A 14,797-nucleotide genomic window follows, 5' to 3' on the forward strand; every position below is an offset into this window, starting at 1 on the left:
GGTGCGCTGGCTCTCAGCATCGCCCTCGGCGTTCTGGGCGGATCGTGACACATTCCGCTGGATTCCTGCCTGGTGCAAGGTGGAGCCTGCGACTCTCAGCGCCATGGCCGATGCCCCCTACCTGGTCGCCCTGGCCCTCTGCACCGTGGCGGGGGAGCGAGCCCTGCCGCTGACGGGCCTCTCTCTGCCGGCGCAGCCAGCCTCAGAGGCGCCGGGCCCCATGGCTGAGCAGCTGGCCCTGGAGCTGTTGCTGCGGCTGTGGCAACGCAGCGGCGATGGGCCCCTGCAGCGGGCGGAAGACCCCGGCCTCTTGCTGCTGGAGATGCCGCTGGAGCTGATGAGCGAGCGGCTGCCGCTGCTGAAGCGCGACTGGCTGGCCGGCGGCTCCACGGCGGCGCTGCTGGCGGGCCTGGCCAGCCTGAGCCTGCGGGGCTGGACGGCCTCGATCGCCAGGCGCGAGCCGGTTCGCTTGACGCCCTGGCCTGCCACGCCCTGAGCCGTCTGGCTGGAGCGGTGCTTGCCGGAGGGCCATGGCCCTCCGCCCCGTTCTGCGCCTCGGTGACCCACGCCTGCGTCACACAGGCAGCTGCGGTGCCCCCCGGGGCGTTCGGCAGCCCCGCGCTGGAAGGCCCTGGTCTCGGATCTGCGCGACACCATGGCCGCCCGCGACGGGGCGGGCTTGGCCGCGCCGCAGGCCCGTTAGGTCGTGAGGTCAGGCTGCCTGGGGGCCAGTGCCGGCGCCCTCAACAAAGCGCCGCAGGTTCACGCCTGCTTCGAAGGCGCTGCTGGTGAGCTCGGCCTGCTGCTCGGGGCTGAGGCCATCCCAGAAGGCATGAAACAGGTCGAGCGAGGCCTTGCCCATGCCCACGGCGCCCAGCAGCGTCAGCGGCAGGCTCAGCCAGGGGAACACGAGCAGCACCACCCCGAGGGCTGCGCTCACCACGGCGCCCTGTTTGCTCGATTCCCACACGGTGGCGGCAATGCTCTGGAGCTGGGCGGCCCGGTCGATCTCGCCACGGCGGCGCATCGCCTCGGTGCGCAGTGCGGCCAGCAGGGCCTGGTAGATGGCGTACACCGCCACCCCACCCACGGCGGATTCACTGACGAACTCGGCGCCGCTGAGGGGGCCGCCGCTGCCGTTGAGATCGATCGAGGCAAGCCCCGCCAGTGGCGCCACTTCCCAGCCGGCACGCGGGATGCGGAAGGGATCACGGTCGCGGCCCATGGCAGAGATGGATCTTCAGCCATCATTCTGGCCCAGATCGACGCATCCCCGCCAGGGCTACCGACGAACGGCCATCACTGCAGTGGTCATGGTGAAGTCTGAGACCCACCAGCGAGGCACATCGTGATCCCACGTCATGCGCCTGTTGCGATCCTCTGATGTGATGGTTGTTGCTGTCCTATTGCCCCCGCTCGGGCCAGTATTGAAATTCTCCTTCATGGCAATCGATGTCTATCTCTGAGAGTTGCGCCTGAAGGCGTTGCAGAACGTCAGCCACCGCCTTGTTGTAGATGCTCGGTCCTACTTCCTGCACGAAGAAGTCAAGTAGTCTGTTTGCCGCGATGACACCGATTTCTTCTTCTTTGACTTCTTCAAAGTATCGCGCAAGTGAGGCAGTTGCTTTTCTACGCACGTCTTTGGTCAGGTTGACTGACATGGAAACTCTTCTTCTTATTTCGAGGCTAGCATCTAAAACAGTGGCTCATCTCTGTTCCCGATGGCCGGGGTTTCGTGTCCTGGTGGAGCGGCTGCCCCCTGCCAGCGTCTGATCCCCCGGCCATAGGGCGGTTGTGGCGAGGCCAACCACGATCCCCAGAGACACTTCCAGCAGCCGGTGCAGGCCCACCAGCCAGGTGGGCTGCCCACTCGTCACAAGGACCACGACAGCCAAGGTGACGCCACCAAACCGGTAAGCCGCCAGATTGAGTTTCAGCACGCCACACAGCAGCCCCACCACGAACACACCAATCGCAAACGCCAGGCTTGCTGGCGCGATGGAGCTGGCCAGCAGTGCGCCGAAGAATGAGCCCAGCACTGTGCCGATCAGCCGATCCTTCGAAACAGCCCAGGCGGCTCCGAGGCTGGACTGCATCACAATCAGGGTGGTGATGGGAGCCCAGTAGGCATCAGGAAGACGAGCCAGGCTGGCCAGCCCCAGTGCCAGCGTCGCAGCCACTGTGGTGCGGGCCGCGTGCAGGGCCCAGGCGCGCATCGTGGCTGCCGCAATCCAGGAACCCATGCGCTCACTCATGCCTTCTGGCCTGGAAAGGAGGATCGCCTCAGCGGCGCCGCAGCAGTGAAGCCGTGCGGGTCTGGTTGACCAGGGCGCGGCCCAGGTAGGCGGCGGCCTTGTCGAAACCCGCGACCGGCCCGTAGATGAACAGGCGGCCCGAAAGCGATGCCTTGTTTCTCAGAGCGTCAATGTAGATCCATTCCATCGCGGCGGCCGGTGAGAGCAGCTGACACTAGTGAAAGCCCCTGGCTGCCGCGTGGGCGACGAACAGGTAGGGGCTGCCGGCCGCCATGCCGCGCTGCTCCAGCGCGCGGCGGGCCTGGGCCACCACCAGTGGGGTTTCACGCCGAATGGGCGAGTCGCCGAGGAAGCGCGGCAACGCCACCCAGAGTCGCCGCGAGGCGCAGTGGCGCTGGATCGCTTCGGCTACGGGGCGGTAGCGCTCGGGCGGGATCCCTTCCCCCTGGATGAACACCACCGCCAGCTCCGGGCCAGCTGCCTCGGTGGGTTCCAGCACCAGCGGCTCCCCGTTCCAACCGAGGCGATAGGCGAGCAGGATCACGCCCATCAGCAGCAACAGGCCGCCGCTCCACCAGGCGGCCGGGGGAAACAGCCAGGCCAACCCCAGGGTGAGAATCACAAAGGGAAGGTGGGGCCAAAGAAGTGGTGCGCACTGATCAGATTGGCGAGCGCATTGAGCGCAAACACGATCAGCAACGACCAGGAGAGCGGTAGCACCGGCCGCGCTTCCCCGTCGACGACACGGAACAAACTTGTGCGCAGTTTCGAAGGACCCAACAGGGCAATGGCGATGCCCCCGAACAGCAGCAGCAAGGGCAGGGGCTGGGCGCCAAACACCCCGAGGGTGAAGAAGCCGAGCCCGGCGCTCTGAAAGCTGAACAACATCTGATAGGCCACCGCCCGCAGCCAGACATTGTTGAAATTCGGCACCAGCACCTGGGCCACATCCTCCGATGGCGCGTTCTGCTGGAGGCCAAGAATGTTGCGGAAGGGAGTGATCTGCCAGCCTTCGTACTCGTGCATCAGGATGCCGCTGATGCCTCCGCCGAACACCTGGCAGGCGATACCCAGTTGCAGCTAGAACACCCGCATCAGATCGCCATCCACGTGGGTGGCGATCACATCGGCATGCACGAAAATGTAAGCGAGCATCCAGAAGCCCAGGGGGAAGGAGGCCCAGTGGATCAACTCCACCAGGTTGAGCACCAGGGGGCGTGCCGTATGGGCGAGGGCGGGGCTGAGGGAGGTTTTCGGAGCGGCCTTCTGAAAGCCCCAGGGAAGGGGCGGATACAGCAGGTCTGGTAACTCCAGCGGTGAGCCGGCAGCTGGAGTCTGGGAAGGGCTGGCGGAAGGGGACATACCGAAATCTCACGACCAGAAAAGATATAATGAGGATAATCGGAATCAGCGGCTCCAGCTCGGGATTCATCAGCGGCTTGGCGATCGATTCGCTCTATGGTTCTGGAGTTGGCTGGTCTCCAGTGCTACCCCGCCTGGTTGTCCCGGCCCTGAAGGGTCTATTGAGCTGTCGGATGGGGCCTTGGTGTACAGAGCTGTCGACGTGATCGCACGGCGCTGATCACGCTTCCTGAGGTGAGGGTCAAGGATGGGGACAGATCCAGCCCAGCACTCTTTAGGCCTTTTGCAATCCACGTGTTGCAGGTGTTTAGCAAGGAATAGCTCCCCGTGCCAGCAAAGAACCGGCTGTTGCCGTAGAGGCCCTGGTTGATCGGCAGCACGGACCCACGATGGCCACGGACAAAACTGTTGGCCACAAACTCCACAACAGATGCCATCTCTTGTTTCGTGAGACAGGTGCTGACGACGTCCAGGTGATTGAATGCTTTGGCGGGGGAGTCTGGAATGGCAACGACGTGCAGGACTGAGCCCTTGGAGCGAAACAGAGCTTGCAAGCCCAGGTCAGCCGTTGTGTGTTGAGCCTGGTAAAAGGCTCGATCACCCCAGCCAATTTCATAGTAAGCCGCCGGACCAAATCCCTGCTTGAGTTCAGGAATCTCCCGATTCAGGTGACGTGCTGGAATGATCAAGCCGGCATGCCAGCCATGATTCACGACATGCACCGGATGAGACCTCAAAGCATGAGATGAATCCTGGGCTGGTCCAACGACAGTGGGGCTGCTCGAGCATGCTGTGAGGGCCACAGCCCCAAAAAGAATTCCAGCCAGTTTCATTGAGGGATGAAGCTCAAGAGCTTAGGTTCACTGCTAAGGCATGTGCTGGGTCAGCCATGGTGGGCATTAATGAAATCTGCAATCGTGCCGAGCTGTCTTCCCGATCTTGCATGCGGCAAATTCCTCCCGCTGCAGTGATGTGTGCCAAGCCGATCAGTTGCTTAGCTCTAAGCCTAGGGAAAGTGGCCCGTCTTCACAAGCGCATCACTGTTGTCTGCCAGCTTGCTTGCCTTCGCTTTTCCCGCTCGATCGTCAATGGCCTGCAGTGAGAACCCCACCAAGCCGCAGAAAAGCCCCCGGGACCAACCGGGGGCGCAGTGTTCTCAGACCTGTTGCAGATCCCGGCTCTTGCTGCCTGGGGCTATGGGGAAGCCTCGGGCAGTCAACCCTCCACTTTCACCGACACGCTGGTGTGTTGCGGGGCCTTGGGCGCCGTCACGGTGAGCACGCCGTCGCGGTAGACGGCACTGATCCGCTGGGGATCAATCGGGGTTGCGAAGCGGAAGCTGCGGCTCCAGGTGCCGTAGCGGAACTCGCTGATCAGGGGTTGCCGCTGCGTCTGGGCCGTGGCTTCCGGCTGGGATCCCAGCTCGGGGCTCGGGGCGTCCTGGGCCTCCGAGTCCAGCGTGGAGCGGCGTTCGGCACTGATCTGCAGGGTGCGCTCGGTGGCCTTCACATCGATGGCGTTGCGGTCAACCCCAGGGAGTTCCAGGCTGATCGTATAGGCCTCGGCGGTGTCATGCACTTCAGCGGCGGGCACACGCCCGGCCTCCTGACGTTGCTGGGAGAGCTGTTCATCGAGCCGATCGAACAGTTCAAAGGGAGAAGTGGTGCGCAGATTGAGCATGGTTCTGGTGGCGAAGTTGCTTGTGTGCGGGGTCTCATCGCCCCCGTGCAACAACCATCGCCCAGCTGGGCCGATGCTGGGATGGGGTGAACCGAACGATCTGATTCGGCCCCCACGACAACAGTCGGTTCACCCCCAGGCTGCGGGTGGAGAACCGAATCATGGCGTCTTGCCGGGCCCTTCCACGGCCTGATCAGGCCATCATTCTGAGCAACAACAAAGCCCGGAGGGGAGCTCCGGGCTTTGTTGTTGCTGCCACCGCAGACCTTCCGATCGCAGTGGCAGCGTGTTGGTTTGGCGGAGCTGCTGGCGCTGGCACCTGGGGCCAGGTGTCCAAGGGGACATTCCGTTGGGATCCGGGGCACCTGGGGACATGGTCGAGGACAGGTCCGGTGAGCGATGCGGTGGATGGCGAAGGCTGGGGGTGGAGGGAGTGAGACTGCGAAGACAGCTTCACGGCCCTTCAGCCTGCGACAGGCCTGGAACGTCGGTGATCCGTTGAGAGTGTTGGAGCAGGGGCCGGATCGTCAGCGCGCTCCTGCTGTCTGCTGCGGGGGGGTGTCTTCCATCGGTGGAGCCTCCGAATCCCGATGGGTTGAGCTTGGTTCAGGTGTGCAGGTGCTGTCCATTGAGCCCCTGCAGCCGTCATGGGTCTTCACCGGCGGCCATGGTCCTTCATCAAGAAGGTTGTCAACCCGGCCCTGACCTCAGCCCAGGATCCTGGCGTCCTGGCTGCCAGCCCAGCTGTCTAGGGTCTGGGCTCACCCGGCACTCCGTCTTCATGCAAGGTTCCATGCGTCCAGCCGGTGGAGGGGGGCTCGGCTCGGCCTTTCAGCTGATCATCGCGGGGGCTCTGGCCCTGCTGATCCTGGTGAGCCAGACCATCTTCATTGTTCCGGCGGGCACCGTGGCGGTGGTCACCACCCTGGGCAAGGTGACCGGGGGACAGCGCAATCCTGGAGCCAATTTCAAGGTTCCCCTGGTGCAGGCCATCTCCTTTTTCGACGTGCGCACCCAGGTGCGCCCTGAGCAGTTCTCCACCCTCACCAAAGACCTGCAGGTGATCGAGGCCACGGCCACCGTGAAGTACGCCGTGAAGCCCGTCGAGGCGGGACGGATCTTTGAGACGATCGCCACCGACAACTCCCAGATCTATGCCCGGGTGATCCAGCCTTCGCTGCTCAAGGCGCTGAAATCAGTGTTTTCCCAGTACGAACTGGTGACGATCGCCACCGAGTGGAACAGCATCTCCGAACTGGTGCAGGACAAGGTGGCCGGCGAACTCAGCAAGTTCAACTACGTGATCGTGCAGGGCCTTGACCTCACCGGTCTGCAGATCGCCGAGGAATACCGGGCTGCGATCGAGCAGAAGCAGATCGCTGAACAGCAACTGCTGCGCGCCCAGACGGAAGTGAAGATCGCCGACCAGGAGGCCAAGCGCTACGAGATCCTCAACCAGAGCCTCGATGACCAGGTGCTCTACAAGCTCTTCCTCGACAAGTGGGACGGCCAGACCTCCGTGGTACCCGCCCTGCCGGGGCTGGCTGGCGGCAGCCCCTCAGTGATCGTCAACGGCCGTCGTTGAGGGCGGAGCAGCGCTCATGACCGGCCTGCTGGCCCTTTTGGCCTACGTGGTGCTCAAGGGCCTGGAGAGCACGGTGGTGCGTGGTCTGCAGCTGCAGGGCGCCGCCCATCCGATCGACGGCGCCAACCCGATCAGTGCCTGCAACCTCTTTTTCTTCGCCCTGGTGGTGGTGGGGGTGAGCAGCGTGGCCATCGACCGGCGGGCGATCCGCCGCCAGTTGCCCCGGCTGAGCCCGGGGCAACTGCGCTGGCTGGGGCTGGACATGCTGGCCGGGAGCCTGGTGGGGCCGTTCGGCAGTTACGTGGCGATCGAGGCCCTGGCGGTGATCGAGAAGACGCTGCTGTTCAGCCTGGTGCTGCCGGCTTCGGCGCTGCTGTCCCTGCTGTGGCTGGGTGAACCGCTGCCGCGCCGCTTCTGGCTCACCAGTGGTCTGATTGCCGCTGGCCTGGCCCTGGCCTCCCTGGGCTCGGGCATGCCGATGGCCAGCGGCCGTCTGGCTGGGCTGGGCTGGGGCCTGGCGGGGGTGGTCGGCTTCTCCTGCAGCGCCGTGACGGCCCGCCGGCTCGGCTGCGAGGGCCTGGGGATCGGCCTCACCACCGGCCTGCCCTCCCTGGTGGCGGCCCTGCTGTTTCTGGTGCTGGGCCTGGTGCTGTATGGGCCGGAGCACTTCATGCACCTGCAGCTCTGGTGGGTGGCGGGGGTGATCGGCCTCTACGCCATCACCCTGGTGCTGGGCAGTGAGTGGAGCCTGCGCCTCTGTTACCAGCACTTCAGCGTGGCCCGCGTGGCGATCGTGGGATCCCTGACGATCGCTGTGGCGGTGCTCAGTGCGGCAGCCCTGCTGGGGGAGGCCGCGGGGCCGACGGTGCTGCTCGGCACGGGGGTCGTGGTGGGAGGCGTGATGCTGGCCAGTGGCGGCTGGCCGTCCCGTCAGGCCCAGCCACCCAGGCCAAGGCCGCTGGCCTGATCCCGGCCTTTCGGGGCACGGCTGGTGCCGGGCATGGCCATCACTGCGATCATCAGGACTGATCAGAAATTCATTGACCCATAAGAAAACTGCCGGTTAACGTTCCGTCACCAACTCCAGGGCGTTCGCCTCTCCGCCTCAACGCGGGCCGCGGATGTTCCGTTCTCTGAGCTGATTCAGTGATGACCAGCAGTACCGCCCAGCTCCCCGCCGAACGACCACCCACCGCCGCCGTCAAGCCCAGCTCCCCTGTTGCCCCGGAACCCCAGGTCCGCTTGGCCTGGCATCAGCAGTTGCGCCGCGTTCAGATCGTGCAGTCGCTGGAGGCGGTTCAGGACCTGATCGCCATCACCCTGTGCGTGGGCATCTTCTGTGTGATGGTGCTGCAGATGAAGGTGCTGTTCTCCTCTCTGTTGCAGGAACCCCAGTTCCACGCCATCACGGCAGACATCCTGTTCATCCTGATCCTGGTGGAGTTATTCCGCCTGCTGATCATCTATCTGCAGGAACAGCGGGTGTCGATCGGGGTATCGGTGGAGATTGCGATCGTGTCGGTGCTGCGGGAAGTGATCGTGAATGGGGTGCTGGAAACCGACTGGCACCAGATTCTTGCGGTGTGCCTCTTCCTGATCACCATGGCGGTGCTGATGGTGGTGCGCGTCTGGCTGCCCGCCACCTTTGAGGGGGTGGATCCAGAGTCCAAGGTGTCGGCCCGCTTCAAGGCCGAGCTCAAGGCCCACTGACCCCACTCCGCACCAGCACGGGCACCCGCTTGAAGGCCGGGGTGCCCGAGCGGGGATCCACCCGGGGGGTCATCAGCACGTTCACCTCCGGGTAGAACATCAGCGCCGCCCCCTCGCGGATCTCGCCGGGAATGATCTCCACGGCTTCCAGGCTGCCGGCCTCCCCCTGCACCGTCACCCGCTGGTGGGCCTCCAGGCCTGCGCGGGCCAGGTCGCCCCGGTTCATCAGGATGGTGTTGCGGTGGGGCATGCCCCGGTAGGCATCGCCGGGTTTGTACACCACGGTGTTGTGCTGGGAGTAGCTGCGGGCGGTGATCAAGGCCAGCACCAGGCCCTTCTCGCGAGGGGCCAGGCCCCCGAAGTGATCGGGCCCCGGCAACGACAGCGCCGGCAGGGGCGTGGGCCGCATCCGCGCCCGCCCTGAGGGGGTGGGGAAGTGGGGTCTGTCGAACACCCGCCCCTCCACGCTGAATTCCCTGTTGGTGGAGTCGATGGCGGCGATCGGGCCGTAGCCCGGCACGGTGCGGGCGATCAGCTCGCGGATGTAGGCGGGATCCTGCAGGCGGCCCCAGTCCACGGGCTCACTGCCCATCAGCCGCCGGGCCAGCTCTGCCAGGAAACCCACCTCGCTGATCAGATCGGCCTGCTTGAGGTGGGTGCTGCCGGGTTCGTTCAGCCGCACGAAGTTGTTGCCCGACTCGGTGGTGGTGCGGTGCGGCGTTTCGAAGCGGTTGAACACCGGCAGCAGCAGGGTGGTCTGGGCCGCCAGGCCATGGAAATGGCCCTGGTTGGGCTTGGTGGCCAGATACATCACCGTGTCGATGCGGCCCAGGGCGCGGCGGGCCTGCTGCGAATCGGGATTGGCGCCCCAGAGGTTGCCCCCCAGGCAGAGCAGCGTGTCCACGGCCCCGCTGTCGGCGGCCTCGATCAGGGCGCGGGTGTCGTAGCCGGGCACCCGGCTGAGGGGGCGCCCCAGCAGGGCTTCGAGGGCCTCCTGCATCGCCGCCCGCAGCTTCACCGACACCCCCATCGAGCCGAAGCCCTGCACGTTGGAGTGGCCCCGGATCGGCATCGTGCCCGCCCCGGGCCGGCCGGCATTGCCGCTCAGCAGGGCGGTGTTGGCGATCGCCTGCACATTGGCGGTGCCGTTCACGTGGTGGGTGATGCCCATCGCCCAGGCGAACACCACGCCTCGGGCGTGGCTGATCATGGCGGCGGCCTGCTCGATCTCCTCGCGGCTGAGGCCGCAGCAGGCGCAGATCGCCTCCCATGAGGTGGCCTGCAGCGGCTCCAGCACCGCCTGCCAGTTCTCGGTGTGGGCCTTGAGGAAGTCCCACTGGATCGAGCCGGCTTCCAGCAACGCCTTCTGGATGCCCAGGAACACCGCCGTGTCGCTGCCCGGCACCGGTTGCAGGAACAGCGAGGCGATCTCCGAACCGCGCAGCATCGACTTGATCGGAAAGGCGGGCGAGCCGAACTTGAGCAGTCCCACCTCCAGCACCGGGTTGATCACCAGCACCGTGCCGCCCCGCTCCCGCAGCCGGATCAGCTCATTCATCAGCCGCGGGTGGTTGGCCGGCGCGTTGGAGCCCACCAGCACCACGCAGTCGGCCTGCTGCAGGCTCTCCAGGCTCACCATCGAGGTGCCCGAGCCGAACACCTCGGCCAGGCCCACGGTGGAGGGGGCGTGGCAGAGGTCGGAGCAGTCGGCCAGGTTGTTGGAGCCCCAGGCCCGCAGCAGCAGCTGCAGCAGGTAGGCGGCCTCGTTGGAGGAGCGGCCGGAGCTGTAGGAGGCCACCCGTTCCGGCGGGCGGCGGAAGGCGGCCTCCGCCAGCTCGAACACGTCGTCCCAGCCGAGCCGTTCGTAGTGGCTGCGGCCCTCGCGCAGGATCAAGGGGTGGCTGAGGCGGCCGAGGCGGTCGGCCTCCAGGGAGCTGAGCTGTTGCAGCTCCCGAAGGCTGCGCTGGCCGAACACGGCCTCGGACACCGCCGGCTGCAGTTCGGCGCTGATCGCCTCCACGCTCTTGAGGCAGCGCTGCAGGGGCTCGCCCAGCTCGTCGCGGAAGCCGCCGTTCTGGCCGCCGGTGCCCCAGGCACAGGAGAGGCAGGCGCTCTTGTGCAGCAGGGTCTGCCAGAGCAGGGGGCCCTTCGGCGAGAGGGTGGCTCTGGCCCAGCCGTCGATCACCGGCCAACCGCCGCCGACGCTGGGGGACCCGGGCTCGTCTGTCTTCACGACATTGCCTCTGGTGCCAATGGATTCAGCATGGCGCGCGCCGCTGCGGGCAGGCTGGCCCTGTGGCTGCCGGAACCTCCAGCGCGTTGGATCGACACATCCCCTAGGCGTTCAGCCGCCCCAACGGCATGATCGCCGTGCCCTCCAGCAGCCGATGACCGGCCCTCGCCGCTCCCCTGCCCAGAGCCTGCGCGCTGCGCTGGCCTGGTCGCTGACTCTGCTGCTGGCGGGTGGTGTGATCGGCCTGGTGGAGCTTCCCTACCAGTGGCTCTCGGAGCTGGGCTTTCGTTTGCAGCAGCTCTGGAGTGGCGGAGGGCTGGCGCAGCGGCCCTGGCTGCTGTTGCTGCCGCTGTTGGGCACAGGTCTGTTCCTTCCCCTGGCCTGGGGGCCGCTGGCGGGCGGCCGCGGCGGCGGCATCACCGGCGTGCTGGTGCTGCAGGACGCCGTCGGGGAGGAGGAGCGCCAAAGGGCCAGCGCCAGCCTTGATCTGAAGCATCAGCTGGCACGCCTGCCGCTGGTGGCCCTCACCCATGTGGCCGGCCTCAGCGTGGGAACGGAATCGCCCTCTGCGGCCCTGGGGGCCTCGACGCTGCTGGCCCTGCGCCAGCGCTTGCCCTTGCTGCGCCAGGTGCCCCTGGCCCTGCTGGCCGCCATCGGCGGGGGTGCCGGCCTCGGGGCGGCATTTCGCTCGCCACTGCTGGGGGCCGCCTATGCCCTGGAAGAACTCAGCGCTGTGCATGGCCTGCCGCTGGTGGTGCCCACCCTGATCCTCGCCGGCCTCGGCGGCGCGCTCAATTCACGCCTGGGCCAGCCGGCACGGTTGGCGGAGGGGATGGGGGCGGCTCTGGAGTTCCGTCTGCTGCCGCTGGCGCTGCTGATCACCGTGATCACGGCGTTGCTGGGGGTGCTGCTGGTGCGGCTGCTGCTTCCCCTGGCGGGAGAGCTGGCCCGGCAGCTGCGGGGCCGCTCCGCCTGGCTCAGCGGCCTTGGCGTTGTGCTGGCCCTGGCGCTGCTGGCCGTGCTCAGCGGTGGCCTCAGCCTCAACGACGGCTCGCTGGTGCTGGGACCTGCCCTGGCCGGTGCCCCCACAACGGCCTGGTGGGGCGCCGGGCCGCGGTTGCTAGGGCCTCTGCTGAGCATCGCGATCGGAGCCCCCGGCGGCCTCATGCACGATTCGATGAGCCTCGGGGTCGTGCTGGTGACGCCCTGGCTGGGCGGTCTGCCGCCGCAGCAACAGGCGGCCCTGGCGGGGGTGGCGGCTGCTGCCCTGTTCAGCGGCGCCTGCCGCACGCCGCTGTTCTGCGCCCTGTTCGTGTTCACCCTTCAGGGCAATGGGGCCCTGCTGCCCTGGCTGCTCACGGCCTCGGCGATTGCCGCCGCCCTGGGCCGCTGGCTGGGCGGCCCCAGCTGGAACGAGGCGCAGAGGGCAGCCCTCCGCGCCCCCTGAGCCGGCAACCGTTCAGGCGATGGGCACCAGCACCCGGGCAAAGCCCAGGGCCAGCCCGATCTGGCGCAGGGGCAGCCCCAGCACGGTGGAGGCCAGCTCGATGGCGAGGGTGAGGATCACGGTGGAGCAGGTGGGCGGGGCTCAGAAGCAGAAGGGCAGCAAGTTGGTCCTGCAGGCCGCATAGCCATCCACCAGGGCGCCGAGGCCGATCTGGTGGGCGATGCCGAAGCCGGTGAGCCCTTCCACCACCACGCCGATCACCAGCCCCACCATGGCGGCCCGGCCGTTGAAGCGCTCGGCGTTCTGCAGCTGCTCGAGGTGCCGTTGCTGCAGCTCCTGGCTGTCAAGGGATGCGGGGCGCTGGCCGGCGGAACTGGAGGTCATGGCGTTTCGTAAAGCAATGCAACGAAACGTAACACGCCGTTCTCATGAGCCGTCCCCTTGGCCGGCTGGAGGGGTCCATTACGGTCGACCCAGCGACGGCACTCCGATGGGCCTGTTGGTGGAGGGTGTGTGGCGCGACCAGTGGTACGACACGAGCCAGAGCGGCGGGCGCTTCGAGCGTTCCCGCGCGGCGTTCCGCCACTGGATCACCCCCGATGGCCAGGCCGGCCCCTCCGGCCAGGCCGGTTTTGAGGCCGAGCCAGGCCGCTACCACCTCTATGTGTCGCTGGCCTGCCCCTGGGCCCACCGCACCCTGATCGTCCGGGCCCTCAAGGGTCTCGAGACGCTCATTCCTGTGTCGGTGGTGCACTGGTTCATGGGGGATCAGGGCTGGACCTTCAACCCAGGCGAGGGCGTGGTGGGCGACCCGAATGAGGGGGCCCAGGTGCTGCATCAGCTCTACACCCTGGCTGATTCCAGCTACAGCGGCAGGGTCACCGTTCCCGTGCTGTGGGACAAGCAGCAGCGCACGATCGTGAGCAATGAATCATCTGAAATCATTCGGATGTTCAACTCCAGCTTTGATCAGCTCGGTGCCCTGCCGGGTGATTTCTATCCCCACTCACTGCGGCAGGAGATTGATGCCATCAATGATCAGGTGTACCGGCAGGTGAACAACGGCGTGTATCGCTGTGGTTTCGCCACCACCCAGCAGGCCTATGAAGAAGCCCTGCAGCCCCTGTTCGACCTGTTGGATCAGCTGGAGCAGCGTCTTTCAGGCCAGCGCTATCTCGTGGGGGAGGTGATCACCGAGGCGGACTGGCGCCTGTTCACCACCCTGCTTCGCTTTGATCCGGTGTATGTGGGTCACTTCAAGTGCAACCTGCGGCGGCTGGTGGACTATCCCCAGCTCTGGGCCTACAGCCGTGAGCTCTATCAAGTGCCGGGGGTGGCCGAAACGGTGAATTTCAATCACATCAAGCGCCACTATTACCAGAGCCACGCCACCATCAATCCCACCGGGGTGGTGCCCCTGGGGCCTGATCTGGACTGGCTGGAGCCCCACGGGCGCGGCTAGGGGAGGATCGCCCCGCCCCTGGCCTGAAGCCGCTGGGCGTAGGTGGCGTCTTCGGTGCCGAAGACCCTGTCCCACAGGGTGAAGTAGAGCCCGTAGTGCAAGCCCTGGCGACGGTGGTGGATCGAGTGGTGGGCCGGGCCGATCAGCCAGCGCCCCAGCCAGTGGTGCGGAAAGCGCAACGGCAGGTGATCGAGGCCGAGGTGGTTCACGATCGCCCAGATGGTCATGGTGGTGAGCACCGCCAGCAGCGTCACCGGGTGCAGGGGCAGCAGCATCACCACCGCCACCAGAAACAGCGCCTGAACGGCCGCTTCCAGGGGGTCAAAGGCAAAGGACGTCCAGGGGGTGGGCTGGCGGCTGCGGTGATGGCCCTGGTGGAACCAGGGGTAGAGGGCGGGGTGATGGAAGAGCCGGTGGCTGGCGTAGAAGAAGGCGTCCTGCAGGATCAGCACGGCGCCATAGCTGAGCCCGAGATACCACCAGCCGTACTGCTGCGGTTGGCTGTAGAGCCGGGTGAGCCCCATGGTCTGCAGTGTGATCAACCCCGCCGTCGCCAGGGCAAACACGCCGGCCGAGAGCACAGAGAGGTAAATGTCACGGCGGATTCCATCGCCGACCTGCTCGGAGCGCGCGTACAGCAGCCACCAGGAGACACCGGCCATCACGAAATAACGAATCAGAATGATGGCAAAGATGCTGAATCCGTAAAAGGCGAGCGAGTGATCAGCGAGGCGTGCTGTGAGGGCTTCTGCTTGGCTCAGTGGCGTGGTCATGGTGTCCTATTTCCCCTTCTTCGAGCCGTGACCATCCTAGGTGGGTTTTTTGTTTTTGAGCTGTCCTGCGACCACTGAGGCACAGGTGTCCTTGGACTCAACGTCCGGCTGGTGTAGCGCTGGTCCTGACATCCATGAAGCCGTTGCACGGTGCCACCCTTGGCCTTGGACGGTCCCGCTCTGCTCCTGATGTTTTTCTCAGGATGCTGTCGGTTGGTCGCGATACGGCGATTGCGATTGCACTTCAGGGCCTCACGATGGCAGCGCGGAGGTGGGCCTATCACAGCTTT

The 14,797-nt window shown here is 66.0% G+C and carries 18 protein-coding genes; 6 read left to right on the forward strand and 12 right to left on the reverse strand.

Features of this window, described 5'->3' with window-relative positions; translation table 11 throughout:
• Positions 1-79 precede the first annotated feature (79 nt).
• Positions 80-496: a hypothetical protein gene (locus IQ220_RS07055; RefSeq protein ID WP_370566368.1), complete on the forward strand. Its 417-nt coding sequence runs from the start codon at positions 80-82 to the stop codon at positions 494-496.
• Positions 497-712: 216 nt separating this feature from the next.
• On the opposite strand, the gene IQ220_RS07060 is transcribed toward IQ220_RS07055, so the two are convergent.
• The 9 genes from IQ220_RS07060 to IQ220_RS07100 all read right to left on the reverse strand — a co-directional run bounded on the left by IQ220_RS07060 (position 713) and on the right by IQ220_RS07100 (position 5,297).
• Positions 713-1,225, reverse strand: coding sequence for a hypothetical protein (locus IQ220_RS07060; protein WP_193913947.1), 513 nt, complete (start codon positions 1,223-1,225; stop codon positions 713-715).
• A gap of 178 nt (positions 1,226-1,403) precedes the next feature.
• Positions 1,404-1,661, reverse strand: coding sequence for a DUF2164 domain-containing protein (locus IQ220_RS07065; RefSeq protein ID WP_193913949.1), 258 nt, complete (start codon positions 1,659-1,661; stop codon positions 1,404-1,406).
• 45 nt (positions 1,662-1,706) lie between these two features.
• Positions 1,707-2,243, reverse strand: a complete 537-nt coding sequence (locus IQ220_RS07070; RefSeq protein ID WP_193913951.1) for an aromatic acid exporter family protein — start codon at positions 2,241-2,243, stop codon at positions 1,707-1,709.
• Positions 2,244-2,283: 40 nt separating this feature from the next.
• Complete coding sequence (locus tag IQ220_RS07075) at positions 2,284-2,442, reverse strand: hypothetical protein (RefSeq protein WP_193913953.1); 159 nt, start codon at positions 2,440-2,442, stop codon at positions 2,284-2,286.
• Positions 2,443-2,469: 27 nt separating this feature from the next.
• Entirely contained in the window at positions 2,470-2,877 is a 408-nt protein-coding gene (locus IQ220_RS07080; protein ID WP_193913955.1) for a hypothetical protein, read from the reverse strand.
• Positions 2,874-3,281, reverse strand: a complete 408-nt coding sequence (locus IQ220_RS07085) for a hypothetical protein (RefSeq protein ID WP_193913957.1) — start codon at positions 3,279-3,281, stop codon at positions 2,874-2,876. Before IQ220_RS07085 ends, IQ220_RS07080 begins: the two co-directional genes overlap by 4 nt.
• Positions 3,282-3,335: 54 nt before the next feature.
• Positions 3,336-3,617 carry a hypothetical protein gene (locus tag IQ220_RS07090; RefSeq protein WP_193913959.1) on the reverse strand — a complete coding sequence of 94 codons (282 nt, stop codon included), beginning with the start codon at positions 3,615-3,617 and terminating at the stop codon, positions 3,336-3,338.
• Positions 3,618-3,775: 158 nt separating this feature from the next.
• Positions 3,776-4,450: a TIGR02117 family protein gene (locus IQ220_RS07095; RefSeq protein WP_193913961.1), complete on the reverse strand. Its 675-nt coding sequence runs from the start codon at positions 4,448-4,450 to the stop codon at positions 3,776-3,778.
• Between the two features lie 382 nt (positions 4,451-4,832).
• The gene (locus IQ220_RS07100) at positions 4,833-5,297 is read right to left on the reverse strand and encodes an Hsp20/alpha crystallin family protein (RefSeq protein ID WP_193913983.1); all 465 of its coding nucleotides are present in this window, start codon (positions 5,295-5,297) and stop codon (positions 4,833-4,835) included.
• A 793-nt stretch (positions 5,298-6,090) separates the two neighbouring features.
• On the opposite strand from IQ220_RS07100, the gene IQ220_RS07105 reads away from it, so the two are divergent.
• From IQ220_RS07105 to IQ220_RS07115, 3 genes are all read left to right on the forward strand, one after another.
• Entirely contained in the window at positions 6,091-6,882 is a 792-nt protein-coding gene (locus IQ220_RS07105; protein WP_225875596.1) for a prohibitin family protein, read from the forward strand.
• 16 nt (positions 6,883-6,898) lie between these two features.
• Complete coding sequence (locus IQ220_RS07110; RefSeq protein WP_186696746.1) at positions 6,899-7,849, forward strand: hypothetical protein; 951 nt, start codon at positions 6,899-6,901, stop codon at positions 7,847-7,849.
• 182 nt (positions 7,850-8,031) lie between these two features.
• Positions 8,032-8,592 (forward strand): phosphate-starvation-inducible PsiE family protein, encoded by a 561-nt coding sequence (locus IQ220_RS07115; RefSeq protein ID WP_186696745.1) that lies wholly within the window; start codon positions 8,032-8,034, stop codon positions 8,590-8,592.
• On the opposite strand, the gene IQ220_RS07120 is transcribed toward IQ220_RS07115, so the two are convergent.
• Complete coding sequence (locus tag IQ220_RS07120) at positions 8,579-10,825, reverse strand: FdhF/YdeP family oxidoreductase (RefSeq protein ID WP_193913985.1); 2,247 nt, start codon at positions 10,823-10,825, stop codon at positions 8,579-8,581. The genes IQ220_RS07115 and IQ220_RS07120 overlap by 14 nt on opposite strands.
• A gap of 154 nt (positions 10,826-10,979) precedes the next feature.
• On the opposite strand from IQ220_RS07120, the gene IQ220_RS07125 reads away from it, so the two are divergent.
• On the forward strand, positions 10,980-12,272 hold the full coding sequence (locus IQ220_RS07125) for a chloride channel protein (protein WP_193913987.1): 1,293 nt from the start codon (positions 10,980-10,982) through the stop codon (positions 12,270-12,272).
• A gap of 141 nt (positions 12,273-12,413) precedes the next feature.
• On the opposite strand, the gene IQ220_RS07130 is transcribed toward IQ220_RS07125, so the two are convergent.
• Positions 12,414-12,656: a chlorophyll a/b-binding protein gene (locus IQ220_RS07130; protein ID WP_186696742.1), complete on the reverse strand. Its 243-nt coding sequence runs from the start codon at positions 12,654-12,656 to the stop codon at positions 12,414-12,416.
• 106 nt (positions 12,657-12,762) lie between these two features.
• On the opposite strand from IQ220_RS07130, the gene IQ220_RS07135 reads away from it, so the two are divergent.
• A complete protein-coding gene (locus IQ220_RS07135) occupies positions 12,763-13,734 on the forward strand; it encodes a glutathione S-transferase family protein (protein WP_193913989.1) in 972 nt (323 codons plus the stop codon).
• Here the strand turns inward: IQ220_RS07135 and IQ220_RS07140 are convergent.
• Positions 13,731-14,396 carry a sterol desaturase family protein gene (locus IQ220_RS07140; protein WP_228008962.1) on the reverse strand — a complete coding sequence of 222 codons (666 nt, stop codon included), beginning with the start codon at positions 14,394-14,396 and terminating at the stop codon, positions 13,731-13,733. The two genes, IQ220_RS07135 and IQ220_RS07140, sit on opposite strands and share 4 nt — an antisense overlap.
• Between the last annotated feature and the right edge of the window lie 401 nt (positions 14,397-14,797).

This window comes from Cyanobium sp. LEGE 06113 (genome assembly GCF_015207615.1).

Excerpts from the sequence above, each read along its gene's own strand:
- IQ220_RS07060 (WP_193913947.1), bottom strand. The coding sequence starts at position 1,225 with ATGGGCCGCGACCGTGATCCCTTCCGCATCCCGCGTGCCGGCTGGGAA.
- IQ220_RS07065 (WP_193913949.1), bottom strand. The coding sequence starts at position 1,661 with ATGTCAGTCAACCTGACCAAAGACGTGCGTAGAAAAGCAACTGCCTCA.
- IQ220_RS07070 (WP_193913951.1), bottom strand. The coding sequence starts at position 2,243 with ATGGGTTCCTGGATTGCGGCAGCCACGATGCGCGCCTGGGCCCTGCAC.
- IQ220_RS07075 (WP_193913953.1), bottom strand. The coding sequence starts at position 2,442 with ATGGAATGGATCTACATTGACGCTCTGAGAAACAAGGCATCGCTTTCG.
- IQ220_RS07085 (WP_193913957.1), bottom strand. The coding sequence starts at position 3,281 with ATGCACGAGTACGAAGGCTGGCAGATCACTCCCTTCCGCAACATTCTT.
- IQ220_RS07090 (WP_193913959.1), bottom strand. The coding sequence starts at position 3,617 with ATGTCCCCTTCCGCCAGCCCTTCCCAGACTCCAGCTGCCGGCTCACCG.
- IQ220_RS07095 (WP_193913961.1), bottom strand. The coding sequence starts at position 4,450 with ATGAAACTGGCTGGAATTCTTTTTGGGGCTGTGGCCCTCACAGCATGC.
- IQ220_RS07100 (WP_193913983.1), bottom strand. The coding sequence starts at position 5,297 with ATGCTCAATCTGCGCACCACTTCTCCCTTTGAACTGTTCGATCGGCTC.
- IQ220_RS07105 (WP_225875596.1), top strand. The coding sequence starts at position 6,091 with ATGCGTCCAGCCGGTGGAGGGGGGCTCGGCTCGGCCTTTCAGCTGATC.
- IQ220_RS07110 (WP_186696746.1), top strand. The coding sequence starts at position 6,899 with ATGACCGGCCTGCTGGCCCTTTTGGCCTACGTGGTGCTCAAGGGCCTG.
- IQ220_RS07115 (WP_186696745.1), top strand. The coding sequence starts at position 8,032 with ATGACCAGCAGTACCGCCCAGCTCCCCGCCGAACGACCACCCACCGCC.
- IQ220_RS07125 (WP_193913987.1), top strand. The coding sequence starts at position 10,980 with ATGACCGGCCCTCGCCGCTCCCCTGCCCAGAGCCTGCGCGCTGCGCTG.
- IQ220_RS07130 (WP_186696742.1), bottom strand. The coding sequence starts at position 12,656 with ATGACCTCCAGTTCCGCCGGCCAGCGCCCCGCATCCCTTGACAGCCAG.
- IQ220_RS07135 (WP_193913989.1), top strand. The coding sequence starts at position 12,763 with ATGGGCCTGTTGGTGGAGGGTGTGTGGCGCGACCAGTGGTACGACACG.
- IQ220_RS07140 (WP_228008962.1), bottom strand. The coding sequence starts at position 14,396 with ATGGCCGGTGTCTCCTGGTGGCTGCTGTACGCGCGCTCCGAGCAGGTC.